Raw genomic sequence first — 25,828 nt, forward strand, 5'->3', positions numbered from 1 at the left:
GTACAAAGTTAAAATAATGTGCGGGAAAATGAAGGAGAAGGAGAGCCAGGCTCCCCCTCACTCTGTACAAGAGAGACTTAAGGCTGTTGGTCCGACTTTTTATCCTCTGTTGGATAATGATGTAACTCTTCCGGCAGTATATAGCCGTTAAAACTCAAGAGTTGTACAAAGGTTTGCCAAAACTCACGGCTTAACATAAATACCTCCACTGTGTTGCTATGGCCCTTTAAGTATAGACGCTTAGCCGCAGCAGGCCGCTTTCACCTTGGGTTTTGTGCCACAACTGCTGTCAGCGCAAGTTGCCGAAGCTGTTTCCGCTGTTGTCGCACAACAGGAAGAAGTAACAGCTGGCACCACAAAGCCAGTGCTGCATACTCCTGTTTCCGGCAACTTCAGCTCAACCCTTTGTGCCGCCTCCATATCACCAGCCAGAGCCGCCACTATAGAACGCACTTGCTCATAACCCGTTAGCAATAAGAAGGTTGGAGCTCTGCCATAACTTTTGATGCCTGCACTGTAAAAGTTCGTTTCAGGATGGCTCAGTTCCAGATAGCCATGGGGCCGCACAGTGCCACAACTATGCTCGTTTGGATCAATCATAGGAGCCAGCGCTACCGGGCTTTGAGTGGCAGGATCCAGCCCTAAGCGTAGCTCAGACAAGATAGACAAATCCGGCCTGAACCCTGTATTCACGACTAACTGATCAATAGCTGGTAACGTCTGCTGAGCCGACGATAACAACAAGCCTTCGGCAGAATCAGCAATACGGCGCAAACGGAATTCAGGGTGCAAGCTAATCAAACCCTGCTTTAACCATTGGCCCACTAATAGTCCCAATGCGCCTCGCTCTTTTAGCTGGTCGTTGGCACCACCCCCTAAGATTTTATCCACATTAGCGCCGCGGATAGCCCAGTGAATTTGTGTATCCGGATACTGACGTTTTAAAGCCACCAATTCCTGCAAACTGTTAAAGGCTGAATGACCAGCACCTAAGACTAATACCCGTTGATTGGCATAACGAGTCTGGTCTTTTTGCTGGTTTACAATGCCATAAAAAATCTGCGCCTGATGTTTAAGCTCGCCCATAGCAGCTAAACCATGACTGCCTGCCGGGTTAGGGCTCTGGTAAGTGCCAGTGCAGTCAATGACAGCAGACGCCAGTAACTCCTGCTGGCCATCCGGTGTATCCACTAAAACCACAAAGGGCTGAGCTGTTCTGTCTCTATTTTTCATCAGATCGGTATCTAACCGGCTTATACTCAACACTTTATGCGACAAACGTAAAGAAGGCGCAATTTGAGGCAAAGCGGCCAGAGGATCAAGGTACTTTTCTACCAGTTCAGCACCTGTTGGAAAACCATCCTGATCTGGTTTTTGCCAGCCTTGTTGTATCAGGTAGCCAACACTGGCAGGCTCGGTATTAAAACGCCAGGGCGAAAACATTTTGACATGATCCCATTGCCTGATATTGGCAGCCACTTGATCAGCAGCCTCCAGCACTAAAAAGGATAAGCCACGTTGTGCCAGCTGAGCGGCGGCAGCTAAGCCGACAGGACCTGCGCCTAAGACCACTGCAGGATAAAGCGAAATTAAGTCTTGAGTTTTCATTGCTGTTCTCCGTTTTGATTGGTTGGGATCAGGTATTCAACAATGGCCACATCCAGCCACTGACCTTTGAGCTGTGCATGTTTTTCATAAATACCCACCTCGCGAAAACCGGCTTTTTTACATAAAGCCCGGCTGGCCGAATTAAAGGTGAAAATACGGGATAACACTTTCCAGAAACCTTGTTGCTGTGCTTGATGCAGTAAGGCCTGTAGCAGTGGCAAGCCATAGCCTTTGCCCTGCACTGTGGGGTCAAGGTAGATAGAAAATTCGGCAATACCCCGGTAACAGTCGCGACTGCGGTAGGAGCTCAGAGCTGCAAAGCCAGTGATTCTCCCTTGCTGTTCCAGCACCAGTACAGGGTACTGATCAAGCTGTTCCAGCCAGCTTTGCAGCTCAGCTTCGGTACGCAGTCGGGTTTCAAAGGTTGCATTGCCTGAGCCAATGCCCTGATTGTAAATCTGGCAAATCGCCGGAAGATCTGCCTCTTGTAGTAAACGGATCAGCATACTCAACTCCTTTAGCATCTACTTGCTGAAACCAACTATTGTCAGTAACAACTAATTAGTTAAAATTTTTAGTCTGAACAGGGCCTGACAGCGCAGCTATTCGTGTTTCTTTGCTTCACTTGCGCACTTAAAGCGCGGATCACTTCAATACTGGCTTGTCGCATTTCCGGACTTAAATGTGCAATCAGTTGCTGCTCCTGCGCTATCAGTTCAGCACGGATTTGCTGATACAAAGCCACACCTGTATCAGTCGCAGTTAAGGCCACAGCACGTCTGTCGTCGGTATCGGCAATACGGGTGACATAACCTTTTTTCACCAGGCTATCCACTACCCTACTGCTGGTACTTTTATCCAGCAGCATCAGTTCGGCCAATTGCTGCAAGCGTAAAGAGCCATGCTCAGCCAAAAACTCCAGCGCATAACACTGAGTGACGGACACATCATGACAACAAATCAGATCCCGGTCGCGAAACTGGTATAAACGCACCAATTGATTCACAGCTTCGTATAAAGCCGTTGCATCTTGTTGCAGTTGCAGATCCTGTTGTGACATCAATCAAAAACTCATTTGTTGTTAGTTGCAACTAATATAAAAGCCAATTGGCGAAAGATCAAGCTAAATTTGTTGTCAGTTGCAACAATGTCAGTTGATCTGTAGTTTTATGGTGTTCATCAGGGTTTTATTTATAACGCCACTGGCCTATGCTAGCGTCAACTTATTGCTTTGATTGACCAAACGCGAGTGTGTATGAAATTTAGTTTTTCAGCCCTGATTATGATGGTGGCGGCAGGTGTCGCTCAGGCCTCGACTGAATCTTTAACAGCCCAGCATTTATGGCAGGTCGCCAGACCCGGCGCTTTAACTTTATCTCCCAATGGCCAACAACTGGCGCTGACAGTCACACGTTACGACTTAGCGACAGATAAAGGTGATGCCGATATTCATATTCTGGATCTCCGTACCCAGCAACTGACCGCCTTGACTCAACACCCGGATTCAGACAGTGCGCCAGCCTGGAGCCCGGACGGTCGTCAGCTGGTGTTTTTATCCAAACGTGGCAATGAACATAATCAACTGTTTTTATTACCTTTAACTGGCGGTGAAGCCAAAGCTTTAACCAAATTACCTGTCGCAGTGCAGCAGCCAAAATGGTTTCCGGACGGCCAGCGTATTTTGTTTCTGGCCAATGTGCCTAAAGGTTTTAATGGCGATTTTGCGGCTTTAGCTGAACAACTAAAACAACGGAAAGACAATAAAGTAACAGCCAAAGTGACGGAAAACAGAGTCTACCGGCACTGGGATCGCTGGTTAACCGACGACAGTTATCCGCATTTATTCAGTATCAATATTCACACAGGCGAAATTGCCGATTTAACCCCTGGCTGGGATCGCTGGTTTAGCTTAAATGGCGACGCAGAGTTTGATATTTCGATGGATGGCCGTCAGATTGCCGTCAGCGCAGTCACCAGTGCGCCGCCTTATGATCAGATTAATCACGATATTTTGATTGTTAAAACCGACGGCTCAGGTGAGTTTGTTAATATCACAGCAGATAACCCGGCCAGTGATAACAACCCTAAATTCAGCCCGGACGGTAAAAGCCTGGTGTATGGCGCCCGGCGCAGCACCTTTTTTACCGCAGACAATAACCAGCTAATCCGTTTTGATTTCAAACCTCAACAAAAAACCAATTTAACCAAAGACTGGGATATTTCGGCGGATGATTGGGAGTTTGGTCCAAACGGTACTTTGTATTTCCGCGCTGCGGACAAAGCAAAATCTGCGCTGTATAGCATGCCGCTGGCTGGTGGTCAGGTGCAACAACTGTTGCGTCAGGCTGATATCAGTCAGCTGCAAGTGGGTCAACAGCAGCAGCTGTACATGGTGCAACACAGCATGAACCAGATGCCGGAAGTCTATAGTCTGGACAATAAAGGCCGTACTTTAAAACAGCTCAGCCGGCTAAATCAGGAACTGCAACAGAAGATCAGCTGGGGTAAAACCGAAGATATCAGCTTTGCCGGAGCCGATGGCAAAATGGTGCAGGCTTACATTACCTATCCGCCTAACTTTGACCCCACTAAAAAATGGCCATTGCTGAATGTATTACATGGCGGCCCACACAGTTACTCAGGCGACAGCTTTAGTTACCGCTGGAACTCACAGGTATTTGCCGCTGCTGGTTATGTAGTGATCCAGCCCAACTTCCACGGTTCAACCAGTTTTGGTCAGGCGTTTGCCGAATCTATTCATGGCGAACACCCAACTAAACCTTTTATGGACAGTGAAGCCGCTGTGGATTATATGATTTCGCGTGGTTTTATCGACGCCACCCGTTTAGCTGCAGCAGGCGGCAGTTATGGTGGTTATCTGGTTAGCTGGATTGCAGGTCATACCGAACGTTATAAGGCGCTGATTAACCATGCTGGTGTGTATAACCTGATGGGCCAGTTTGCTTCAGATGGTACATCACACCGGGTGCACGCTTATGGTGGCGCGCCCTGGAGTGGACTGGACACTATGTTGCAGTGGAGCCCGGCTATGTTTGCCGATAAGTTTGTCACCCCTATGCTGATTATGCACGGTGAGCAAGACTACCGTGTCCCTGTGACTCAGGGGCTGGAGATTTATGGCGTCTACAAAGGCAAAGGTCTGGATGCACGTTTGGTGTACTTCCCGAATGAAAACCACTGGATTTTAAAACCGAATAACTCCATTTTCTGGTTTAACGAATTCACCAACTGGTTGCAACGTTATGTACCGGCGGGTCCAACAGATTGAGTTCTGCTGCTTTAACCTCGCTTTATCAGCAGCAGGTCCAACAGGGCCTGTTGTTATATGACGAGCCACAATATCAGGCGGTATTGGCGCTACAGCAGATTGCAGATCAACTGTGTTCCAGCATCCCAACTTTGGGCTTGTATCTGCACGGCCCTGTCGGACGTGGCAAAACCATGCTGATGGATTTGTTTTATCAGCAGTTGCCTTTGGATGGCAAAATCCGGCTGCATTTTCATCATTTTATGGCGAGGGTGCATCAGGAATTAAAACAGCATCAGGGCGAAGCCGATCCTTTATTGCAAATAGCCCGGGACTGGGCACTCAAGTACAAAGTGCTGTGTTTTGACGAGTTTTTTGTCAATGACATAGGGGATGCCATGTTACTGGGCACCTTATGGCGTTATTTGTTTCAATGTGGCGTGGTGCTGGTCACCACATCAAATGCCGCCCCTGAAGAGCTGTATAAAAACGGCCTGCAACGGCAGCGCTTTTTGCCCACTATTGATTTGCTGCGTCAGCATTGCTGGGTTTTGGCATTGGATAACGGCATAGATTACCGCCGCTTAAAACAAAGCCCGATGCGGTATTATCAGCAAGCTGGTACTGAAGCAGAGCTAAAACAGCAGGCAGAGCAGCTGTTTGGTAAAGTACAGCCCCTGCCCGATTTTGAACTCTTGGGTCGGAGTTTTCCGGCCTTGTGGAGTAACGGACAAATCATAGCTTTTGATTTTATGGCGCTCTGCTCCGGGCCACGCAGTCAGCTGGATTATATGCAGCTGGCAAGCCGCTATAAAGCTATAGCAGTGCTTGATGTACCGCAATTCAGCGCTGTGTCGGACACTGCCATTTTGCATGGTGTGGAAGACAGCTATCAGCGTGAGCATCAGGATATTTATATCAGTAAGCTGGATAACGAAGCCCGGCGTTTTATTGCGTTAGTGGATGAATGTTATGACAGAGGCTGTTTATTGCTACTGACCTCTGCTGTGGCTATTTCAGACTTGTATCAGGCGAAACAGCTGGAGTTTGCTTTTGCCCGTTGTGAGTCACGTTTATATGAAATGCAACAGTGGCAAGCTGCTGCGGCTGGTCAAAGCCAAACCGCAGAAGCTGCGTTGTCCTGATTTATAAATAATCTACTTACAGATAACGTATCCAGGCCTGTTGGCTGCGTTTTTTATACAAAGAGAACTGCTTGGTTGGGTAATACAAAGCTGCGGCTAACAAAACGCTAGTCAGCCAGATCCAGCCCATATGCTCCATCCCAAACCTGTCTCCCTGATTCGCGCCAAACAGCGTTAATAAACCCCAGTGCAGCGCCAGCAATACATACAAATGCAGTATGTAGAAAAACATAGGAGCAGAACCAAAGTTCACCAGAATTTGGCTCCACCGACCTTGTCGTTTCTCCAGCGCACAGAGCAGTAAAAACATCAGACCTAAAGTCACCAGCAGGAAATTTAACGAAGGTGGATACTTAGTCAGATTTAATAGCGACATCAGGGTTGTGACCAAATCCGGATAGAGCTGCCAATCCAAAGTTTCACCATAGATGTTAAAACCACGCAGCAGCATAAAAAGCACTAAACAGCTGGCTCCTATCTGCAGCAATAAAGTGCCACGACGTTCTGCAGACATTGTTTTACTGTATAAAGGCCCCGCCAGATAACCCAGAAGAATCACACCAATCCAGGGTAATACCGGATAACTTGCCCTAATTTTAATAGCGCCTTCACTCACCAGATAATTACGATCATGCAAAATAGTCCAGAGCGTATAGCCCCATTCATCCGGCTGGAAGTTGATAGGCGTCAGCAGGTTGTGCCCAAAAACGATGCCAAAACCCAGCAGAGCCAGTACAGCTTTTGGCCACTGACTGACCAGCGCCAGCACCACCATACTCAGGCCAATGACCCAAATCACCTGCAACCAAATAGTGTCATAGTTTCCCATCCAGGCAAGGGGCAACACTATCCATTCCAGTGCTATCAGGAAGAGCCCCCTTTTTAGCAAAAAACTGCGAGGGGAACGCGCAGGGCCATGAGCTGGATTGGCATACAACCAGGCTGACAAACCAGTTAAAAACACAAAAACCGGCGCACATAAATGTGCAGCAAAACGGCTGAAAAATAAGCCAGCAGAGGTAATGTCGAGATCCATAGGATCCGACACCTGCAGGTGATAAAAAAACCGCTCCCGCACATGGTCCAGCAACATAATCAGCATCACCAGACCCCGCATCATATCGATGCTTTGAATACGACTACGGACAAAGGCTTGATCAGAAGGCATAGGTCAGGCTCACTCTGTAGCTACGTGGTTCACCAGGCACTGTCCACAGTGCTGAATAAGAGTTATGGATATAGAACTTATCAAACAGGTTGTCGACATTTAGCTGAGCTTTCCAGTTCTGGTCCAGATCAGCGGCCCATGACAGGCCAAATAAAGTATGAGACGGCAGCATATAGCTATTGTCGACTGAATCACCTAATCGTTTCGCCACATGATTGACCCTAAGCCCTAAGCGGCTTTCAACAGAGCCCAAAGCCAGAACCTGAGTCAGCATCAGGCTGGCATTGTGTTTAGGAATATTGACCAGACGGCTGCCCGCAGGCACATTCACACCCCATTCCAGGTTAATCATATCCTTGGCGGTTTGGGTATCTAAAAAGGCATAAGACAATTGGGCAGATAACTGATCTGTCAGCTGGCCTTGTAAGTCCAGTTCAATACCACGGCTGCTGGCTTCACCTAAAGTGGCAGAGAAACCGACATTCACCGGATCTGAAGTCAGAATATTAGATTTTTTTGCATCAAATAAAGCGACTGTGCCCGTGATACCTGCAGCTACAAATTTGGCTCCCACTTCAAAGGAGTCGCTTTGTTCTGGGTCAAAGGAATTGCCCGCATAGTCGGTGCCACTTAACGGCAGGAAACCTTCAGAGTAGCTGCTGTAAAAACTTAATTGCGGGTTTACTTCATAAACTAAACCAATACGAGGGCTAAGCTGAGAGCCTTTTTTATCTGATCGGGTGGCTTTTAACAGCTCCTGAATGTCCTGCTGATAACTGTCAAAGCGTATGCCCAGCAGCAACTTCCAGCTCTGACTTAAATCCATCTGATCTTGCAGATACAGACCCCAGGCTTGTTGCGATTCCTGGTTTTCATACAAAGGCGCAGGTTCTGTGGCTGTGCCGCCGTAAACAGGGTTAAAAATATCTATAGCATGAGTGCCTTTGGGCCCACGAAAACGTGATAACAAGGTATATAAATCATAATCGTAGGCATCAGCGCCCAGCAGTAGATGATGCACAATACCAGCTGTAGTCAGGTGGCCACTCAACTCAAAACGTACAGACCTATCTTCAGCCTGATAATCACGGTAACGACGCTGGCGGGTTAGTGTTTTACCATCATCAAATAAGGACTGACGCGCTGCGGCTAACTCCGCATCAGAAGAAAAGCCATTGAGCGATGAGTCGCGATAGCCTAAACCTGCTAAAAAGGACCAGTCATCGCTCAGGCTGGTTTCATAAGACAACTGATGGCCTGTCGCTTCGATTTTTGTAGGACCATCGTCGGGTTCCCCTAAGTAACGGGAGCGTGGCACAGTATGAAAATCGCTGTTCAGTACTACTAAACCCCGATCAAATAATTGCTCCTGTTTCAGGAGTTCAAACTCATACAACAAAGCGGATTGGTCGTCCAGATCAATACGCACTGAAGGGGTAAAGACTTGTTTTTTACTGGTTACATGATCGCGGAAACTACCGTAGTCCTGCATTGCGCCGTTAATCCGCACTGCCACATTGTCGCTGACACCATTGGTGTAATCAGCTTCTACTCTGTGCTGATCAAAACGGCCAGTAGAGAGTTGCAGATAACCCTCCTGCTCCTTTTGCGGTTTACGGGTGACCACATTGATGGTGCCACCAGGTTCTGAGCGACCATAAAGTGCTGAACCTGGCCCTTTTAAAATTTCAACATATTCCACATTGGATAAGTCGCGGTGGCCACTAAAACCGCGACCGCCGTTAAAGCCATTAATTAAATAACCGGACGGCATATTTTCATTGCCCGGAAAACCTCGCAGTGAAAAGCTGTCCCATAAACCTCCCCCATTGTTCTGGCGGGAAATACTGGCTGAAAAATCCAGAGCATCCTGAAAACGCGTTAAGGCGTTGTCTTTTAACAAGGCTTTATCGATCATCGTGATGGACTGGGGTAAAGACTGAGCCGGGATATCGCCACGGTAAGCCTGGCGATACAGCACTTCGATACGTTCGATATCCTCTGTCGATTCCGCTGCAACTACAGGGACAGAGGCAATAAAGCCAAGAGATAACATAAGAACACAAGGTTTAAAGTTTGGCATTGGCATGATGTTTTGAGTCCGGTAGCAACAATGAAGCGAGCTGAATCGATAAAGAAAGCGCCAAAATGATACAATATAACATCTCCATTCACCAACAGATTTATCTGATCTCTTTGTTGTTCTGGCGATAAAGCCGCTTGAATAAGGCCGTCTCAGCCCTGATACTGCCTTAATAAAGGCTTTTCTCAATAGATGTGGTACCAGATGGAACAATGGTTACAGCAGTTGCTGACTGACTATCAGGCTTATGCCCTGCTGATTTTATTTCTGCTGACTTTTGCTGAGTCTGTGGCTGTATTGGGTTTGTTAGTGCCTGGTACAGCGCTGATGTTTAGCTTTGGTGTACTGATTGGCGCTGAGCAAATGGAGTTCTGGACCGCCTGCCTTATTGCAGCAGTAGCGGGTTTAGTTGGAGATTCATTATCTTATCTGGCAGGACGCCAATTCAGACCTCAGCTGGAGGGCTGGAACTGGTTATCCCGCCAGCAAAAAGAGCTGAATAAAATAAGCGGCGCTTTAGAAAACAATGTGTGGCTGGCGATAGTTGCAGGGCGTTTTATTGGTCCAAGCCGGCCTTTATTGCCTTTATTAGCAGGCATGTTAAAACTGCCGCCTTCGCGTTATTTCCCGGCTGCCACTCTGGCTTGTATCTTATGGCCTGTGGTTTATTTCCTGCCCGGTATTCTGGCTGGTGTGGCCTGGCAGCTCAAAGGCACCAACCTGACCTTGTTTTACAGCCTGTTAGCAGCTTCAGTACTATTGGCTGTAGTGAGCAGTTATTTACTGAAAAAGTACTTACAACACAAAGAACAGGACCAACCCAAACGCCACTGGTTCTGGGGCTCTTTAGTCAGTATTTTTCTGACCGCTTTTTTGTTTTTTGAATTAAGCCAGCACCCGGCTACTCCGTTGTATTTAAAAGAGTTATCTGGGCTGATGTTTTGATTCTATGTGAATGATGCAATGCCACTACGTGGCGATTGCATCCTACATTTGACGCCTTAGTCCCTGCCTAATTTCGACAACAAATGCCGTCTTACTGTCGGCCATTCTGCTGCTATGATGGAATAGACCACAGTGTCACGCACTGAGCCGTCTTTTAAAATCATATGCTGGCGTAAGATACCATCCATTTTTGCGCCTAAACGTTCTATAGCTTTGCGTGAGGTCTGATTAAAAAAGTGGGTGCGAAACTCAACAGCTATAGCGCCATGCCGTTCAAATAAGTTTTGTAATAACAGCAATTTAGCTTCGGTATTAATAGGAGTGCGCCGCACAGACTCTGCATACCAGGTGTAACCAATCAGAGCTCTTTTATTGGCCGCGTCGACCATATAATAACGACTGGTACCAACAATCTGACCGGTAGTTTTACAACGCACCACATAAGGTGCATCACCTTTCACTTTACCTGCCAAAGCGGCTTGCACATAAGCCGGCATTTCTTCGACTGTCGGCACCATGGCATACCAGAGCTTCCAGCTTTCGCCATCAGCAACGGCCTGCTGCAAATCTGTTACATGCCGTTCGGCCAGAGGTTCCAGTTTTACAAACTCACCTTCTAGTACTTCGTTATGCAACCATGTCATGCTGTTAATCCTGTCATTTTTAGTTTTCTCCCTTTTAAATGGTCCTGTCTTCAGCCTTGCCAATACAACCGCAACTTTTGCACTAAAAACTCTGACAAGGCTTTGAGTACGGGGGATGAAGATAAACGCTGTACTGCCAGCAAGTACAGAGGCGCCTGTTCGGTTTGATAATCAGGCAATAATTTCACCAAAGCGCCTGAGCGTAAGTCGGACAGAATATCTAAACGGGATTTATAAGCAATACCTAAGCCCGCCGCAGCCCAGCGCCGCACTACATCACCATCGTCTGCCACCAAAGCGCCACGTACCTGAACCTGCTGCAATTGTCCATCCAGCCAGAATTGCCATTTGCTATGCACGGCATCACCCAGCACCAGCTGTAACACCTGATGAGAACCTAAGTCTTCTGGTCGCTCTGGGGCACCAACACGGCGAATATACTCAGGGGAAGCACAAAGTACCCTGTGATTGTCCGGTACCAGAGGCATAGCAACCAACTGCGAATCTTTAGGTTCACCGTAACGTAAAACCAGATCCACAGGCTGACGACCTAAATCTGCCAGCCTGTCACTGACACGAATTTTCAACTGAAGTTTAGGATGTTGCTGTTGAAATTCAGCCAGCCATAACACCAGATTATTACGACCAAAATCCGATGGCACAGACAAGGTCAATTCACCGGATAATTGCTCTTTGCCCAGTTGCAATAACTGCTGCCCCTGCCCCAACAACTGGATCGCCTGACGTGCATACTCCAGATAAACCACTCCCGCTGAAGTTAACCTTAAACTGCGGGTGGAACGTAAAATAAGCACAGTATTAAGCTGCTGCTCCAGCCGTTTTAACGCCACACTGGCCAGTGCAGGGGAAAGGCCCAGTTCACGCGCAGCAGCGGAGATAGAACCTAAGTCAGCTGTCAGCACAAAAAGTTGTAAATCGTCGGTTCTGAGCATCATTATTAAATATTTTTTGAAACTTAATCCAAATTTAGCATGTTTTTCCAGATAGTTAGTCCTTTTAAACTGGAGGCATTAATCCAATGGAGCCTCCAGATGAAAGCCATAGTTTATAACCAGAATTTACCAGCGACAGACCCTTTGTCTTTATACGACACAGAGCTGCCTACCCCAACACCGGGTGAAAACGATTTGCTGATCGCAGTAAAGGCGGTTTCTGTAAATCCGGTTGATACCAAAATCCGCCGTAATGTCGATACAGAGGGCCAGCCAAGAGTCCTGGGCTGGGATGCTGCCGGAGTTGTGGTCTCAGTGGGCAGCGCAGTAACAGGCTTTCAGGCAGGTGATAAAGTCTGGTACGCAGGTGCTATTGATAAACCAGGCTCAAACAGCGAGTTTCAGTTGGTTGACCAACGTATCGTCAGCCACAAACCAAAGAGTTTAAGTTTTAGCGAAGCCGCAGCTTTGCCTTTAACGGCCATTACTGCATGGGAGCTGTTATTCGACCGGCTGGAACTGCATGACCAGAACACCAAAAACAAATCACTGTTGGTGATTGGTGCTGCAGGGGGTGTTGGGTCAGTGCTGTTGCAACTGGCACGGCAAAAAACTCAGTTAAAGGTTATTGGCACAGCTTCCAGAGCGCAAAGCGCAGACTGGGTGAAATCATTAGGTGCGGATCTAGTGCTGGATCACCGTAAGCCGATGGCAGCGCAGCTCAAAGAGCTGGGCCTTGAAGTGGATTATGTCATCAGTCTGACTCACACCGATCGTCACTTTAACGACATTCTGGAGCTAATCAAACCTCAGGGTAAACTGGCTTTGATTGACGATCCGGAACCTATAGATGTGCGGCAACTGAAACGAAAAAGTGTATCTCTGCACTGGGAACTGATGTTTACCCGCTCTTTGTATCAAACCGAAGATATGAATGCACAACAGCAGTTATTGCAGCAGGTTGCAGATATGGTCGATGCAGGCCAGTTAAAAACCACCTTAAGCGCAGATTTTGGCAACATTAATGCCGAAAACCTGCGCAGGGCCCATCAATTGATCGAAAGCCAAAAAACTATAGGCAAACTGGTATTAAGCGGTTTTTCAACGACTTAACAGAGCTTAAGGCTGCGCATGTTGTGTAGCCTTTTCAATCCGCTCTTTGGTATCAGGATGCGAACTTAAATACTCCAGCCAGGGCGACAGCTGTTCTTTTGGCTGGCCTTTGGTCAGAGCCAGCATAGCTTCAACAAAAGCATGAGGCGACTTGTTGAGCTTTATTAAAGCTTTAGTGGAGAAGTAATCGGCCTGACGTTCCATGTCTCTTGAAAAAGCAGACTGAACCAGTGAAGTACCAGTACCCAACACAGCTTCGGTCACCCCTTCCAGATCACTGAATAACACTGACATCACTATAGTACTGGCGGTCGCCTGAGCGGCCAGCGTCATACCATGTCGATGCTCAACATGCCCCACTTCATGCAGCAAGACAGCCAGGATAGCGTCTGGTTTTGTTTCCAGCCGCCTGACCAGTTCATCGGTAATAGTCAGGTAACCACCAGGTAAAGCAAAAGCATTGGCTCCCAAGGTTTTACTGGATCGAAAATGCAATTGATACTGATAGCCGCTGCTTAACTGCAGTTGCTCCACAGCCTGTTGCCACTGGCTGCGGATTGACTGCTGCAATTGCGGGCTGAGTTCAGAGTCAGATAACAAAGTACGGTCAAACACCTGCATACTTTGTTTACCAATACTTTCTTCAACAGCAACAGGGATAAATGGCACCATTGCCGTGGCAGCTTTGGGCAAACCTACTGCAGTTAACCACCAGATCAATATAGGAACTGCTATCACTGACAACACAATAAGTGACTTATTGGTTTCCAGCTTGAGGGTCACATTCTGACGCCCCCCTTTAGGCCAACGCCAGCTGGAGTCATCCGGTGAGAATACGGCACCAGTGTTAAACAGCAACTCGGCAGGCAAGCCTGGCAGAACTTCAGCCATTTGATACTGGTCTTCTGCGACTTCCATCAAAAGTGAGTTGTCTTGCTCAGCATACAACTGAACCAGTCCCTGTTCGGTTAAATGCAACAGGGCCGCGCAGTGTTCAGTACTGGCGGCTTGTTGAAGCTTTCCTTTGACAATGATCATCTGCTGTTAAGTCAGGGATAAATCAACGTCAAACAGATCGGCAGCCTGTTCAGCAAAAACAGACGAATTCTGTTGCAACGGATCCGTCAGAGTATCCATAGCCGGATAAACTGTGACTTCTGTGGCAGCCGCAAGTAAAGCGGTCATACGTACTTTTGTCCATGGATAAGCCAAACCTAAAGTAAACAACACCAACAACATATTGGTTGTAGTCACCCAGACTAAATCAACGGCCTCCAAATTCGAATGCAGTTCCGCTGTTTGTGGTAAAAGGGTTGAGTTCAGCAAATGATTACGGATCATCGCGGTGTACACCGCACCTGCCAGCATAAAGATGCCAAAAAAAGCCACGTACAACAGGAACAGAGCCATACTGAAACCCGCTTCAGGCTCTGGCATAGCAAAACCAGCCACTGCAGCAGCAATACCACAAACAACACCTAAACCAACAGCTACAGCAAAAGAGGTTAATGCGGCTTTGTAGTAAGCAGAAGTGCGGGTGCTTACCTCTAATTGCTTGCCGCCAAAACTGATATGACTGAAGATAAACTGATCCAACTTCTTCAATGCCCAAGGCATAGCAAGATACAAAGTGAAAACGCTTAAAATTGGCAATAACAGGTAATAAATACAGGCAGAACCATAAGTGCCGTGAAAACCAAAACGTACGTTGCGGTAGCTGGTCATACGCAAACTAAATTTCATGCCTTGCACCAGGATCCAGGGCAAAGCAATTAAAAAAGCCAAAGCAGCCATCAAACCGAAGAAAGGACTGAAAGTACTTAAGACAGAAATCAATGCAAAAACAATAACAGCAATAATGCGACCTTTCAGAATTTGAATAGGGGTCGCTAAATAACGGAAACTATGACCATCAACTTTGGTATGGCCATAAAAATATTGGGTAGTTCGTACTTTCGCCCAGGCACTGTAGATCCCAAGCGTGACTATAGTCAGCAGGATATTCACTATCCAGATGCCAAAAAACTCAGCTCCCCGACCAGAAAATTGTACCGTTGAACGACGTGCAGGAGCCGCTGCGGATGCAGCATCTTGGATATCCATATGAAATTGTCCTTTAAATAAAAATTGCCGCTAGTTAAACCAAAATAGTAATTATTGTCAATATACTGTAACTGCGAAGAACTCATTTTGATTAAGCCAACCTATTGTTGTGCTGAGAGAAGTCCGGCACAGTGCGCTGGTAATTTTTCCCTGTCAGGCTGGAGGTCACAATAAAATCCGCTGTTGCTTTATTACAGGCCACTGGAATATTCCAGACCACGGCTAAACGGATCAGCGCCTTAACATCAGGATCATGAGGCTGAGACGACAGCGGATCCCAAAAGAACACCAGCCAGTCGATTTTCTGTTCAGCAATTAGCGCACCAATTTGCTGGTCGCCACCCAAAGGACCACTGGCGAGGCACATGACGTCTTTGTTTAAGGCTTCATTCAATAAACGACCTGTAGTGCCTGTTGCCACCAGTTGTTTATCCTGAAAAAAATCAGCATGTGCTTTGACCCACTCCAGCAATTCAGCCTTTTTTCCATCATGCGCAACCAAGGCAATAGTCTTCATCCGTTCCCCCTTTTAGTTTACAGAATTCTTCATGGCAGGCCTGCACCAATCAGGTTTCTGGTCTGCCTAGAGGATATATGAAGACTCTGACTCTGGCTACGCATCGCAACAGATGAATCAGGCCGCTCGCCAGACCTTAAGAAAAAAATTATCTGATTTCGGTATTAATTTGATCGAAACACTTGCGGTATATGCAAGCTGGATTAGACTCTTAGGGAATTTACAAAAACAGGTACAAACACACTTATTCAGACGCTCGCATTGTTAAACTTCTGATTGATATATAAAAGTCTGAGTACCCCCCACTTCTGGTGGTTGTGCTCGGTTTCTGTCAGAACAGGACGTCTGATGATGATTAACTCACATGGAGAGTACGATGGTCACACGCAGAACAATTCTTAAAGCAAGTCTGGCCCTGGGAGCCGCAGCGGTATTTTCAGGTGCAATAGGAGGTTTAAGCGCCTTCGCACAAAACACTCTGCGTGTAAGACGCAGCCTGCATAATATGGCACTGAACGATCCGGATCTGTCGGCCTATCGCGATTTTGTAGGCATAATGCAGGCCAAAAATCAAAAAGACCCGGTAAGCTGGTTGCAGTATTCACTGATGCATGGAGCTTACAACGGTAATTACCGTTACTGTCCACACGGTGACTGGTATTTTTTACCCTGGCATCGCGAGTTTGTCATGATGTATGAGAATGCGGTTATAGCCCTTACAGGCAAAAAAGACTTTGCTATGCCCTATTGGGACTGGAGTATCGATCGGGTGATGCCAAAGGCTTTTACAGACCAAAGTTATGGGGGCAAACCCAACCCGCTTTATGTATCAGGACGCACGCTCAATACACCAAACTGGCCTTTGCCTGATGCCTGGGTAGCCCCTGATGTTCTGGCGAGAAAAGTCTACGCTGAAACAAATTTTCAATTGTTTGGTACCAGCAAAAACCCCAATCAACACAATTTGGACATGAGCTGGGTGGTCAAAGGCGGTGGCACCCAGGGTTTTCTGGAAGGTACCCCTCATAATCTGATCCACAATTCGATAGGTGCTTTTATGCCAACGGCGGGTTCGCCACGGGATCCAATATTTATGATGCACCACAGCAATATCGATAGGATCTGGGCGGTGTGGAATGCATTGGGTCGTAGCAATACTGCAGATATGACGCCATCGGATCGCAATTTGTGGCTGAATATGAACTTCAAGAATAATTACCTATCCCCGACAGGCCAGCTATATAGCGCTTATCCACGGGATCTGCAGGACACCAAAGCTCTTGGCTACACTTATCCCGGCCTGCCTACGCCGGACAATCTGCTGTCCGACCCGGTGCGTGATGCCCGCCTGTTATCCTTACTGGCAGCGGGCAGCACCAGCGACACCCTGGAAGTGTTGCGTGTTTTACCTGCAGCCAACAAAGATGCCGCGACATTAAAAGCTCCACTGGTGAAGAGCGTCCGGTTCTCTGCTTCCTTGAAAAATCAGGTGATGGCACAAGCAACTGAGTCAGCAACCCAGTCGGATGCAGCGGAAGTGTTCGCCATCATTCGTGATATGGCAGTAGGGCCAGATGTTTCTTCAGTGCGGGTTTTTGTTAATGCTCCGGCATTGTCAGCCACCACCCCACTGGACAGCGCACATTTTGCGGGAGAAATAGGTTTCCTGGCACATCCAGAGGCTGAGGGCGAGCATGCAGGTCATCAGAAAACGCCACCATCTGCCCTGATTGAACTGACAGACACTGTACGTGACTTAGCGAAGCGTGGCTTGTTAACCACAGACAACATCTCTGTACAGTTAGTGCCAGTGTTACGCGAAGGAGCAAAAGATGGCGCCGGAGCGACGATAATCCCGGCCTCCATAGAGATTGTAGTGGTCTGAGCACACTTCAGACGAGCTGAAAATAGCGCGCCCTTGAGCCATGCAATTGCAGGGCTTAAGGGCGTAGTTATCTTTAACCACAAGGCCACTGCAGGTATATACTTACCCCAGACTATCCGTTGTTTGTCCTTTGGAGTAAATCCATGATGACCCGCCTTTTGTTCAGCGCTCTGGTTGCTGTAGCAGGTTGTAACTCTTGTTCCGCCTCAGATCAGAAGGTCGCAGCACTGCAAAATATCCGCTTGCCGGTCACTTTATGCCTCGGGCTTGACCCTGCCACAGAGGCCGGAGTTTCAAAGGGCAATATCCGGCTGCAGATCCAAATACGTAATCAGCAGGCTTCAAACCGCTACAGTTCTGCGTTTCAGCTTTTCTTAGTGCGGGAAGGTGGCGACCGTCTGTTGCTGCACAGCTTTGGTCTGCAGCCAGACAGACAGGAACAGGGTTCTGTATTGCCTCAACAGGTCCAGTTGACACTGCAGGGCCAGCAGCTGATTCCGGATAGCCAGGGTCAGGTCTGTTTTGAACTCACTCAGGGATCAGTGTCGGAATCAGCAGAGCATCTTGTGCCAAAGGATGTTGCAATTCGCTGGAACCCAATTCAGATAAGTTCAGGGAGTTAACGAGCTAGCTGTTAAATATCAGATAAAAAAAGCCCGGCAAAGCCGGGCAAACAACCAAGGTCCACGTAAAAACTCGGTACTTTGGGTTAATCTATCAACCGACGATTTTTTTCATCGCGGTCATATAGCCCCTTAACTTTTTGCCAACCAGCTCTACAGGGTGCTGGCGTATTGCTTCGTTCACAGCAATCAGGCGAATATTGTCGACACCATTGGCAGCAGAGCTTAAGCCCTTGCCTACATAGTCAGTGCTTAAGGTGTTAACGAAGTCACGTAACAGCGGCACTGCGGCGTTACTGAACAGGTAGTTACCGTATTCAGCAGTGTCTGAAATTACCACGTTCATTTCGTACAAACGTTTACGCGCTATGGTGTTGGCGATCAACGGTGTTTCGTGCAATGACTCGTAGTAAGCCGATTCTTCGACAATACCTGCAGCAACCATGGTTTCAAAAGCCAGCTCTACACCGGCTTTGACCATAGCGACAAACAAAATGCCGCGGTCGAAGTAATCCTGTTCAGGAATTTGTTCGCTGGATACAGGTGCATTTTCAAAACCAGATTGACGGGTTTCTTCGCGCCAGCCAAACAGCTGCTTATCATCATTGGCCCAGTCGGCCATCATGGTGCGGGAAAATTCGCCGCTGATGATATCGTCCATATGTTTTTCAAACAGTGGACGTAAAGTTACTTTTAATTCTTCAGCTAAATCATAAGCTTTGATTTTGGCCGGGTTCGACAGACGGTCCATCATATGAGTGATGCCACCGTGCTTTAAAGCTTCAGTCACAGTCTCCCAGCCAAACTGTATTAACTTGGCTGCGTAACCTGGTTCCACACCTTCGGCGACTAACTTGTCGTACGCCAGAATAGAACCGGTTTGTAACATGCCACATAAAATGGTTTGTTCGCCCATTAAGTCCGACTTCACTTCAGCCACAAAAGACGATTCCAGTACACCAGCACGGTCGCCACCTGTTGCAGAAGCATAAGCCTTGGCAATTTCTAAACCTAAACCTTTAGGGTCGTTTTCAGGGTGCACAGCAATCAGTGTTGGCACACCAAAACCCCTTTTGTACTCTTCACGAACTTCAGTACCAGGACACTTAGGCGCCACCATCACTACTGTGATGTCTTTACGAATTTGTGTGCCCTCTTCAACAATGTTGAAACCGTGCGAATAAGCTAAAGTTGAGCCTTGTTTCATCAGTGGCATAACAGCTTTAACCACTGACGTATGCTGCTTATCCGGCGTCAGATTTAATACTAAATCTGCAGTTGGAATTAACTCTTCGTAAGTACCTACTTTAAAACCATTGTCAGAAGCGTTCTGGAACGACTTACGTTTGGCGGCAATAGCTTCGGCACGTAAGGCATAAGAGATATCAATGCCCGAGTCACGCATATTCAGGCCCTGGTTTAAGCCCTGAGCACCACAACCTACGATCACCACTTTCCAGCCTTTTAATAAATCAGAGCCTTTAGCAAACTCTTCTTTGGCCATAAAACGGCATTTACCTAACTGTTTTAACTGTTGACGCAAATTTAATGTATTGAAGTAGTTACTCATAACAAATCCTGACGAATTCTTTTAGCAGGCCATCTGTTGGGCTCAGCGTAACAGGGCAGAGAGGTCATGCACTGTTTTGATGCTACCGAGAATAAAACAGTGCAATGATTGCGTGAAGTGATATATTCACAATACAGTATTTCACTTTATGCAACACCAACCCTTTACTACAGAGACTGACATGGATATTCGCAACGCCCAGCTTTTTTTGCATCTGGCCAGCAGCCTGAATTTTGCCCGTACCAGCGAGCAAATGTATGTCAGCCCTTCCACCTTAAGCCGGGTGATCCAGCGCATGGAAGAAGAACTAAGCGTGGAACTATTCCAGCGGGATAACCGCTCTGTACGACTGACGCTGGCAGGGCAAAAAGTGCAGACTTTTGTGAAAAATTATTTAGAGCAATGGCATCAGCTACAAATTGCTCTGAGTGAAACCAGTGCGTCGCTAAGCGGCGAAATCCGGCTCTTTTGCACTGTCACCGCCAGCTTCAGTCACTTGCCCGCTATATTGGATAAATTCCGTCTGGTGTGCCCTTTGGCAGAAATTAAGCTTATTACAGGAGATGCTTCTGCAGCTTTGGAGAAAGTAAAACAAGATGAAGCCGATATAGCTTTGGCTGTCTATCCGGAGCATTTTCCGCTCAATATGGCGTTTCGCAGTATTGCCAAAGTACCACTGCAATTGATAGCACCGGTGATCCCCTGCAAAACCAATGATCTGCTCAATCAAAGTCCAATACCCTGGGAGCAGGTGCCTTTTATTTTGCCTGAGCATGGTCCTGTGCGTAGTCGTTTTGAGTTGTGGCGTAAACCCCGTATTACCGAACCCAAAGTGGTGGCCAAAGTAGAAGGTCATGAGGCTATGGTCAGTATGGTGGCTTTAGGCACTGGCGTGGCTTTGGTACCCGCTATAGTGGCGCAGCAAAGCCCGGCACGGGACAGAGTGCGTTATTTAACGCAAGGCGATGAGTTCGCCCCTTTTGATTTAGGTTTGTGTATTCTATCGAAGCGACTGCATGAGCCGCTATTGAGGGCGTTCTGGCAGGTTGCATCAGAGCTTATTTAGCGCTGATGCTTATTTGATCACTCGAAGATGAGACACTTTTTTTCCTTTGTTTGGATCGGTTGGTTCGTCATCTGACGCATTCTGTCCGGCACTGTCCATGGCGTCGTCATCTGCTACAGAGTCCAGTTGATGCATATCTTCATCGCCATCTTCTTCCGCATCAAACATAGTGCCTGCGCCGTTTTCACGGGCATAAATAGCTAAAACAGCCTTGATGGGTACAGTCAGTGCAAAAGGTTTACCGCCAAAACGGGCGTTAAAGGTAATCACATCATTACCCATCAACATATTGCCTACTGCCGAAGGCAATATGTTCAGCACAATCTGACCGTTCTGAATATGCTGGGTCGGCACTTTACAGCCCTGAATACTGGCATTCACCACCAGGTAAGGCGTTAAATTGTTATCCACTATCCATTCGTAAAAAGCCCGGATTAAATAAGGCTTATTCGGGGTCATATCCATCAGTAACCACGCCCCCGACGGATCTCACGTTCGGCTTCAGTTAAAGATTGCTGAAAGCCATCGCGTTCAAAAATACGGGTCATATAAGTTTGCAATAACTTGCTGCCGGTTCCGGTCAGTTCAATATCCAGCAATGGCAAACGCCACAGCAAAGCCGCCAGATAACAATCAATCAGGCTGTATTCTTCACTCATAAAGTACGGATGTTCCTGGAACAAAGGTGCCATCGCCAGCAAACCTTCGCGCAGATCACGGCGCGCTATAGCAGCATCCGGAGCATTTTTCAGAATTTTGTCCGCTAAACCATACCAGTCTTTTTCGATGCGATGCATCATTAAACGGGCATTAGCACGGGCCACAGGATAGACAGGCATTAAGGGTGGATGTGGGAAACGCTCGTCCAGGTATTCGTTAATAATATCGGCTTTAAATAAAGCTAAATCTCTGTCCATCAAAGTGGGCAAAGAACCATAAGGATTAACCTCGTAGACATCTTCAGGCAGGCTATCTGTACTGACCTGAATAATATCAACTGTGACGCCTTTCTCCGCCAGCACCATTCTGACCTGATGACAGTACATGTCATTGGCTGTTGAAAACAAGGTCATTACAGCACGTCTGTTGGCAGAAATCGCCATAGGATCCTCCGGTTATAAGCAAAAATACAAAGGGGCCTCGCGGCCCCTTTAAAGGCTAACACTTGTGTCCTTAGTGGACGTCTCTCCAGTATTCTTTCTTCAGCAGGAAAGCGAAGATAAAGAAAATACCTAAGAAGATCAGAACTTTAATACCTAAGCTGCGCGATTCCAGTTTGGAAGGCTCACCTACGTATTCCAGATAGTTCACCAGATCAGCCATGGCACTGTCGTACTCTTCAGTGCTTAACTCACCAGAACCATCTGTCTTAATACCTACATAAACTTCTGTTGATACACCGTCAACTAAACGTGTTTCAGTGGCTTTGTAAGGAATACCCTGCAACTCCTGCAACACATGAGGCATACCGACCATAGGGAAGACTTCGTTGTTCACACCAAATGGACGCGTTGGATCAGCGTAAAAAGAACGCATATAAGTGTACAACCAGTCTGGTCCACGCACACGGGCAACGTTGGTTAAATCTGGTGGTGCAGCACCAAACCAGTTTGCCAGATCCGCTTTAGGTGCAGCATTTTTAATATGGTCACCGACTTTATTGGCCGTGAAACCTAAAGTTTCCATACCAATATCTTCCGGAATACCTAAATCACGAAAGGTACGTGAATAACGCTGGTATTCCATTTGGTGACAACCCAGACAATAGTTCTGGAAGATGCGGGCACCACGTTGCAGCGACTCTTTATCTGTCAAATCTATAGGTGCTTTATCCAGAGGCACTGTTGGACCTGCCGCCATAGCGGCGCTGGATGCAACCAGCGCTAATACAGTAAATAACTTTTTAATCATCAGGATAACCTCACTGGCAACGGCTTGGTTTTCTCATTTTTGCTGTAGAACCATAACAGGCCAAAGTAAGCAAAATAAGTGAAAGAGAAAATCTGCGCTAACAAGGTATAGAACGGCGTCGCCGGTAATACGCCTAATACACCTAAGGCGACAAAGCTGATACAGAAATTCACCAGGTTCGCTTTGTGCAAAGTGCTGCGGTAACGGACAGAACGTACCGGGCAACGATCCAACCAAGGCAACAGAGCCAGGAACAGAATAGCCAGAAACATAAAGATCGCACCAAACAGCTGATCAGGCACAGCACGTAAAATGGCGTAGAAAGGCGTGAAGTACCAGACTGGCGCTATATGGTCAGGCGTTTTCATTGGGTTTGCCGGTTCAAAGTTTGGCGGCTCTAAGAAGTAACCACCACCTTCAGGTGCAAAGAAGATCACAAAACAGAAAATAAACAGGAAACCCACCACACCCACTATGTCTTTCACCGTGTAGTACGGGTGGAAAGGAATAGCATCAACGATAATTTTTTTACCGCCTTTGGTGAAGTACTGATGGAAAGTAAATTTGTCTGAGACGTTGTTTTCGATTTTTTCGCCGTTATTTTCACGTTTTACATCAATACCATCAGGGTTGTTTGAACCCACTTCATGCAGGGCTATGATGTGCAGGAATACCAGAACAACCAGCACCAATGGTAAAGCAATCACGTGTAAGGCAAAGAAACGGTTTAAAGTTGCACCGGAAATAACGTAGTCACCACGGATCCACAGGGTTAAATCATCACCAATCACCGGAATAACACCGAAGATCGAGATAATAACCTGAGCCCCCCAGAACGACATCTGACCCCAGGGTAATAAATAACCCATAAAGGCTTCAGCCATTAAGACTAAGAAAATCAGCATACCGAAGATCCACAGCAGTTCCCGTGGTTTCTGGTATGAGCCGTACATCATGCCACGCAGCATGTGCAGGTAAACAACAACAAAGAAGGCAGAAGCACCGGTAGAGTGCATATAACGCAGCAGCCAGCCGTACTCAACATCACGCATGATGTATTCAACAGAAGCGAAAGCGCCTTCGGCACTTGGCACGAAGTTCATCGTTAACCAGATACCGGTCAGGATTTGGTTCACCAGTACTAACATGGCTAAAGAACCAAAGAAGTACCAGAAGTTAAAGTTTTTTGGCGCCGGGTACTGCATCACATGGAGATTCATTTTCTCCATAAATGGCATACGGTACTCAATCCAGCTCATCAGGTTTTTAAACATTAAGCTGTCCCCTCATCTTCACCAATGATAATGGTGGTGTCATCGACAAACATATAAGGTGGGATCATCAGGTTTGTTGGTGCCGGAACACCGGAGAATACCCGTCCAGCCATATCATAAGTAGAACCGTGACATGGACAGAAGAAACCTGAAGGCATACCTTCAACCTGAGCTTCAAAGTCTTTCATAATGTAAGTTGGAGAACAGCCCAGGTGGGTACAGATCCCCACAGCCACAAAAATCTCTGGCTTTTTCGAACGGTGAGTATTTTTTGCGTAATCAGGCTGTTGTGGTTCTTCAGATGCAGGATCACGAAGCTTATCATCAAATTTGGTCAAAGTTTCCAGCATGGCTGGAGTCCGTTTGACTATCCATACCGGCTTGCCCCGCCACTCAACCCGAATTAACTGCCCGTCTTCGAGTTTGCTAATGTCAGCGGTGACTGCAGCACCAGCTTGTTTAGCTTTTTCACTCGGATTCCAGGAAGCAATAAAGGGAACAGCAGCTCCAATCGCACCAACCCCACCAACTACAGAAGTTGCTATGGTCAGAAAGCGACGGCGACCATGATCTACAGGCGCATTGCTCATCCACTCATCTCCACGTTAAACGCTTAAATACTGATATTTTAAGCGGCTGAATTACAGCGATTATTATAAGTTGAAAAATACGGCGGATCATAATGAAAAGCCCTGCTTTACACAAGGATTTAGCCGAATTCTCTTTGTTATGGCATAAGTTTTTCGATAAAACACCGAACCAGAATAGTCAGTAAAACTTTGCATCACCATGTTTTAACCGGAAAAAGACCTTTGTGTTGTGATCAGACGCAAAAGTAGCGGCTTTAAAATGGACTGAATTTCAAATTAACGGACAAAAAATGAAAAGAGAAAAATCGAAGTAAGACCACTATAGTCCGATGAATGTTTTGTGCAAAACATAAATCGTCGCAACAATCATCCGGCCTTTATCACGCAGACTGTTGCGGCATACCGTCCATCCATGGACATAAAAAAACCCGGTACAAGACCGGGTTCTTTGCAACAAAAAACGAATTAACGTTTTGAGTACTGTGGACGCTTACGAGCTTTATGCAGACCCACTTTCTTACGTTCAACTTTACGGGCGTCACGAGTGACGAAACCAGCTTTACGTAATGCAGGGCGCAGAGACTCGTCGAACTCCATCAGAGCGCGGGTGATACCGTGGCGGATTGCGCCAGCCTGACCAGAAATACCACCACCTTTTACAGTGACGTATAAGTCAAACTTGCCTACCATTTCCACTAACTCTAATGGTTGCATTACAACCATACGAGCAGTTTCACGACCGAAGTATTCAGTGATAGAGCGTTGGTTGATAACGATGTTACCTGAACCTGCTTTGATGAATACACGAGCTGTAGAGGTCTTACGACGACCAGTACCGTAATATTGATTAGTTGCCATGTTCTGCTCCGATTAGATATCTAAAACTTGCGGTTGCTGAGCAGCATGTTGATGCTCGGCGCCTGCATATACTTTTAACTTACGGAACATAGCGCGGCCCAGAGGACCTTTAGGCAACATACCTTTTACGGCTGCTTCCAATACCATCTCCGGCTTCTTCACAAGCAGTTTTTCAAAGTTAATTTCTTTGATACCACCTGGGAAACCACTGTGAGAGTAGTACATTTTGTTTTTTGCTTTGTTACCAGTGACAGTCACTTTATCAGCATTTACAACGATGATGTAATCACCGGTATCAACGTGTGGAGTGAACTCTGGTTTGTGCTTTCCGCGTAAACGAAGAGCGATCTCAGTTGCGATACGACCAAGTGTCTTACCTGTTGCATCAACAACGAACCAGTCACGTTGAACGCTTTCTGGCTTAGCAGTAAAAGTTTTCATCTAAAAACTACCCAAAAAAAATAACACTGTTACACCTAACACAATCTTCATTGTGTCGCTTAT

Annotated in this window: 25 protein-coding genes; 7 read left to right on the top strand and 18 right to left on the bottom strand. The window is 47.0% G+C overall.

The annotated features are described in order from the left end of the window. Positions 1-240: 240 nt before the first annotated feature. The 3 genes from RHEIN_RS15485 to RHEIN_RS15495 all read right to left on the bottom strand — a co-directional run bounded on the left by RHEIN_RS15485 (position 241) and on the right by RHEIN_RS15495 (position 2,668). Positions 241-1,608, bottom strand: coding sequence for an NAD(P)-binding domain-containing protein (locus RHEIN_RS15485; RefSeq protein WP_008899919.1), 1,368 nt, complete (start codon positions 1,606-1,608; stop codon positions 241-243). Beyond that, entirely contained in the window at positions 1,605-2,114 is a 510-nt protein-coding gene (locus tag RHEIN_RS15490; protein ID WP_008899920.1) for an arsinothricin resistance N-acetyltransferase ArsN1 family A, read from the bottom strand. Before RHEIN_RS15490 ends, RHEIN_RS15485 begins: the two co-directional genes overlap by 4 nt. 68 nt (positions 2,115-2,182) lie before the next feature. Continuing rightward, positions 2,183-2,668, bottom strand: coding sequence for a MarR family winged helix-turn-helix transcriptional regulator (locus RHEIN_RS15495; RefSeq protein WP_008899921.1), 486 nt, complete (start codon positions 2,666-2,668; stop codon positions 2,183-2,185). Positions 2,669-2,863: 195 nt separating this feature from the next. On the opposite strand from RHEIN_RS15495, the gene RHEIN_RS15500 reads away from it, so the two are divergent. Then, complete coding sequence (locus tag RHEIN_RS15500; protein ID WP_008899922.1) at positions 2,864-4,897, top strand: S9 family peptidase; 2,034 nt, start codon at positions 2,864-2,866, stop codon at positions 4,895-4,897. Then, a complete protein-coding gene (gene zapE, locus RHEIN_RS15505) occupies positions 4,894-6,021 on the top strand; it encodes a cell division protein ZapE (protein ID WP_008899923.1) in 1,128 nt (375 codons plus the stop codon). The genes RHEIN_RS15500 and zapE overlap by 4 nt, the downstream gene beginning before the upstream one ends. A gap of 16 nt (positions 6,022-6,037) precedes the next feature. On the opposite strand, the gene RHEIN_RS15510 is transcribed toward zapE, so the two are convergent. Beyond that, on the bottom strand, positions 6,038-7,189 hold the full coding sequence (locus RHEIN_RS15510; protein ID WP_008899924.1) for a DUF1624 domain-containing protein: 1,152 nt from the start codon (positions 7,187-7,189) through the stop codon (positions 6,038-6,040). After that, a complete protein-coding gene (locus RHEIN_RS15515; RefSeq protein ID WP_202797836.1) occupies positions 7,179-9,245 on the bottom strand; it encodes a TonB-dependent siderophore receptor in 2,067 nt (688 codons plus the stop codon). The genes RHEIN_RS15510 and RHEIN_RS15515 overlap by 11 nt, the downstream gene beginning before the upstream one ends. A 231-nt stretch (positions 9,246-9,476) precedes the next feature. Between RHEIN_RS15515 and RHEIN_RS15520 the strand changes: the two genes are divergently transcribed. Beyond that, on the top strand, positions 9,477-10,217 hold the full coding sequence (locus RHEIN_RS15520) for a DedA family protein (RefSeq protein WP_040555279.1): 741 nt from the start codon (positions 9,477-9,479) through the stop codon (positions 10,215-10,217). 56 nt (positions 10,218-10,273) lie between these two features. Here RHEIN_RS15520 and RHEIN_RS15525 read toward each other — a convergent pair whose 3' ends face one another. Both RHEIN_RS15525 and RHEIN_RS15530 read right to left on the bottom strand, forming a co-directional pair. After that, positions 10,274-10,861, bottom strand: coding sequence for a GNAT family N-acetyltransferase (locus RHEIN_RS15525; protein WP_008899927.1), 588 nt, complete (start codon positions 10,859-10,861; stop codon positions 10,274-10,276). A gap of 50 nt (positions 10,862-10,911) precedes the next feature. Next, positions 10,912-11,817, bottom strand: coding sequence for a LysR family transcriptional regulator (locus RHEIN_RS15530; RefSeq protein WP_202797837.1), 906 nt, complete (start codon positions 11,815-11,817; stop codon positions 10,912-10,914). Positions 11,818-11,913: 96 nt separating this feature from the next. On the opposite strand from RHEIN_RS15530, the gene RHEIN_RS15535 reads away from it, so the two are divergent. Then, the gene (locus RHEIN_RS15535; RefSeq protein WP_008899929.1) at positions 11,914-12,927 is read left to right on the top strand and encodes a zinc-binding alcohol dehydrogenase family protein; all 1,014 of its coding nucleotides are present in this window, start codon (positions 11,914-11,916) and stop codon (positions 12,925-12,927) included. Positions 12,928-12,933: 6 nt separating this feature from the next. On the opposite strand, the gene RHEIN_RS15540 is transcribed toward RHEIN_RS15535, so the two are convergent. The 3 genes from RHEIN_RS15540 to RHEIN_RS15550 form a co-directional block, all read right to left on the bottom strand. After that, positions 12,934-13,965 (bottom strand): M48 family metallopeptidase, encoded by a 1,032-nt coding sequence (locus RHEIN_RS15540; RefSeq protein WP_008899930.1) that lies wholly within the window; start codon positions 13,963-13,965, stop codon positions 12,934-12,936. A 6-nt stretch (positions 13,966-13,971) separates the two neighbouring features. Then, entirely contained in the window at positions 13,972-15,030 is a 1,059-nt protein-coding gene (locus RHEIN_RS15545; RefSeq protein WP_008899931.1) for a YjgN family protein, read from the bottom strand. A gap of 91 nt (positions 15,031-15,121) precedes the next feature. Further along, complete coding sequence (locus RHEIN_RS15550; RefSeq protein WP_008899932.1) at positions 15,122-15,547, bottom strand: methylglyoxal synthase; 426 nt, start codon at positions 15,545-15,547, stop codon at positions 15,122-15,124. Positions 15,548-15,923: 376 nt separating this feature from the next. Between RHEIN_RS15550 and RHEIN_RS15555 the strand changes: the two genes are divergently transcribed. Further along, a complete protein-coding gene (locus RHEIN_RS15555; protein WP_008899933.1) occupies positions 15,924-17,432 on the top strand; it encodes a tyrosinase family protein in 1,509 nt (502 codons plus the stop codon). Between the two features lie 143 nt (positions 17,433-17,575). Continuing rightward, positions 17,576-18,055: a hypothetical protein gene (locus RHEIN_RS15560; protein ID WP_040555258.1), complete on the top strand. Its 480-nt coding sequence runs from the start codon at positions 17,576-17,578 to the stop codon at positions 18,053-18,055. A 94-nt stretch (positions 18,056-18,149) separates the two neighbouring features. Here the strand turns inward: RHEIN_RS15560 and ilvC are convergent, their stop codons facing one another. Beyond that, positions 18,150-19,625, bottom strand: a complete 1,476-nt coding sequence (gene ilvC, locus RHEIN_RS15565) for a ketol-acid reductoisomerase (RefSeq protein WP_008899935.1) — start codon at positions 19,623-19,625, stop codon at positions 18,150-18,152. Positions 19,626-19,806: 181 nt separating this feature from the next. Here ilvC and ilvY point away from each other — a divergent pair, with 181 nt between their 5' ends. Further along, entirely contained in the window at positions 19,807-20,691 is an 885-nt protein-coding gene (gene ilvY, locus RHEIN_RS15570) for an HTH-type transcriptional activator IlvY (protein WP_008899936.1), read from the top strand. Positions 20,692-20,700: 9 nt separating this feature from the next. Here the strand turns inward: ilvY and RHEIN_RS15575 are convergent, their stop codons facing one another. The 7 genes from RHEIN_RS15575 to rplM form a co-directional block, all read right to left on the bottom strand. Next, the gene (locus RHEIN_RS15575; protein WP_008899937.1) at positions 20,701-21,156 is read right to left on the bottom strand and encodes a ClpXP protease specificity-enhancing factor; all 456 of its coding nucleotides are present in this window, start codon (positions 21,154-21,156) and stop codon (positions 20,701-20,703) included. Continuing rightward, positions 21,156-21,794, bottom strand: a complete 639-nt coding sequence (gene sspA, locus RHEIN_RS15580) for a stringent starvation protein SspA (protein WP_008899938.1) — start codon at positions 21,792-21,794, stop codon at positions 21,156-21,158. Before sspA ends, RHEIN_RS15575 begins: the two co-directional genes overlap by 1 nt. Before the next feature lie 70 nt (positions 21,795-21,864). After that, entirely contained in the window at positions 21,865-22,602 is a 738-nt protein-coding gene (locus RHEIN_RS15585) for a cytochrome c1 (protein ID WP_008899939.1), read from the bottom strand. Further along, positions 22,602-23,876, bottom strand: a complete 1,275-nt coding sequence (locus RHEIN_RS15590) for a cytochrome b (protein ID WP_008899940.1) — start codon at positions 23,874-23,876, stop codon at positions 22,602-22,604. Before RHEIN_RS15590 ends, RHEIN_RS15585 begins: the two co-directional genes overlap by 1 nt. Next, positions 23,876-24,466 carry a ubiquinol-cytochrome c reductase iron-sulfur subunit gene (gene petA / locus RHEIN_RS15595; protein WP_008899941.1) on the bottom strand — a complete coding sequence of 197 codons (591 nt, stop codon included), beginning with the start codon at positions 24,464-24,466 and terminating at the stop codon, positions 23,876-23,878. Before petA ends, RHEIN_RS15590 begins: the two co-directional genes overlap by 1 nt. 465 nt (positions 24,467-24,931) lie before the next feature. Further along, positions 24,932-25,324: a 30S ribosomal protein S9 gene (rpsI, locus tag RHEIN_RS15600; protein ID WP_008899943.1), complete on the bottom strand. Its 393-nt coding sequence runs from the start codon at positions 25,322-25,324 to the stop codon at positions 24,932-24,934. Positions 25,325-25,336: 12 nt separating this feature from the next. Continuing rightward, the gene (gene rplM / locus RHEIN_RS15605) at positions 25,337-25,765 is read right to left on the bottom strand and encodes a 50S ribosomal protein L13 (protein WP_008899944.1); all 429 of its coding nucleotides are present in this window, start codon (positions 25,763-25,765) and stop codon (positions 25,337-25,339) included. Positions 25,766-25,828 lie beyond the last annotated feature (63 nt).

Origin of the sequence: Rheinheimera sp. A13L, assembly GCF_000217935.1 — a bacterium.
Taxonomy (GTDB): Bacteria; Pseudomonadota; Gammaproteobacteria; order Enterobacterales; family Alteromonadaceae; genus Pararheinheimera.

What these genes read in the sequence shown, in the direction of transcription:
- RHEIN_RS15485 (WP_008899919.1), bottom strand. Translation starts at nt 1,608, where the DNA reads ATGAAAACTCAAGACTTAATTTCGCTTTATCCTGCAGTGGTCTTAGGC.
- RHEIN_RS15490 (WP_008899920.1), bottom strand. Translation starts at nt 2,114, where the DNA reads ATGCTGATCCGTTTACTACAAGAGGCAGATCTTCCGGCGATTTGCCAG.
- RHEIN_RS15495 (WP_008899921.1), bottom strand. Translation starts at nt 2,668, where the DNA reads ATGTCACAACAGGATCTGCAACTGCAACAAGATGCAACGGCTTTATAC.
- RHEIN_RS15500 (WP_008899922.1), top strand. Translation starts at nt 2,864, where the DNA reads ATGAAATTTAGTTTTTCAGCCCTGATTATGATGGTGGCGGCAGGTGTC.
- RHEIN_RS15510 (WP_008899924.1), bottom strand. Translation starts at nt 7,189, where the DNA reads ATGCCTTCTGATCAAGCCTTTGTCCGTAGTCGTATTCAAAGCATCGAT.
- RHEIN_RS15515 (WP_202797836.1), bottom strand. Translation starts at nt 9,245, where the DNA reads ATGTTATCTCTTGGCTTTATTGCCTCTGTCCCTGTAGTTGCAGCGGAA.
- RHEIN_RS15520 (WP_040555279.1), top strand. Translation starts at nt 9,477, where the DNA reads ATGGAACAATGGTTACAGCAGTTGCTGACTGACTATCAGGCTTATGCC.
- RHEIN_RS15525 (WP_008899927.1), bottom strand. Translation starts at nt 10,861, where the DNA reads ATGACATGGTTGCATAACGAAGTACTAGAAGGTGAGTTTGTAAAACTG.
- RHEIN_RS15530 (WP_202797837.1), bottom strand. Translation starts at nt 11,817, where the DNA reads ATGATGCTCAGAACCGACGATTTACAACTTTTTGTGCTGACAGCTGAC.
- RHEIN_RS15535 (WP_008899929.1), top strand. Translation starts at nt 11,914, where the DNA reads ATGAAAGCCATAGTTTATAACCAGAATTTACCAGCGACAGACCCTTTG.
- RHEIN_RS15540 (WP_008899930.1), bottom strand. Translation starts at nt 13,965, where the DNA reads ATGATCATTGTCAAAGGAAAGCTTCAACAAGCCGCCAGTACTGAACAC.
- RHEIN_RS15545 (WP_008899931.1), bottom strand. Translation starts at nt 15,030, where the DNA reads ATGGATATCCAAGATGCTGCATCCGCAGCGGCTCCTGCACGTCGTTCA.
- RHEIN_RS15550 (WP_008899932.1), bottom strand. Translation starts at nt 15,547, where the DNA reads ATGAAGACTATTGCCTTGGTTGCGCATGATGGAAAAAAGGCTGAATTG.
- RHEIN_RS15555 (WP_008899933.1), top strand. Translation starts at nt 15,924, where the DNA reads ATGGTCACACGCAGAACAATTCTTAAAGCAAGTCTGGCCCTGGGAGCC.
- RHEIN_RS15560 (WP_040555258.1), top strand. Translation starts at nt 17,576, where the DNA reads ATGATGACCCGCCTTTTGTTCAGCGCTCTGGTTGCTGTAGCAGGTTGT.
- ilvC (WP_008899935.1), bottom strand. Translation starts at nt 19,625, where the DNA reads ATGAGTAACTACTTCAATACATTAAATTTGCGTCAACAGTTAAAACAG.
- ilvY (WP_008899936.1), top strand. Translation starts at nt 19,807, where the DNA reads ATGGATATTCGCAACGCCCAGCTTTTTTTGCATCTGGCCAGCAGCCTG.
- RHEIN_RS15575 (WP_008899937.1), bottom strand. Translation starts at nt 21,156, where the DNA reads ATGGATATGACCCCGAATAAGCCTTATTTAATCCGGGCTTTTTACGAA.
- sspA (WP_008899938.1), bottom strand. Translation starts at nt 21,794, where the DNA reads ATGGCGATTTCTGCCAACAGACGTGCTGTAATGACCTTGTTTTCAACA.
- RHEIN_RS15585 (WP_008899939.1), bottom strand. Translation starts at nt 22,602, where the DNA reads ATGATTAAAAAGTTATTTACTGTATTAGCGCTGGTTGCATCCAGCGCC.
- RHEIN_RS15590 (WP_008899940.1), bottom strand. Translation starts at nt 23,876, where the DNA reads ATGTTTAAAAACCTGATGAGCTGGATTGAGTACCGTATGCCATTTATG.
- petA (WP_008899941.1), bottom strand. Translation starts at nt 24,466, where the DNA reads ATGAGCAATGCGCCTGTAGATCATGGTCGCCGTCGCTTTCTGACCATA.
- rpsI (WP_008899943.1), bottom strand. Translation starts at nt 25,324, where the DNA reads ATGGCAACTAATCAATATTACGGTACTGGTCGTCGTAAGACCTCTACA.
- rplM (WP_008899944.1), bottom strand. Translation starts at nt 25,765, where the DNA reads ATGAAAACTTTTACTGCTAAGCCAGAAAGCGTTCAACGTGACTGGTTC.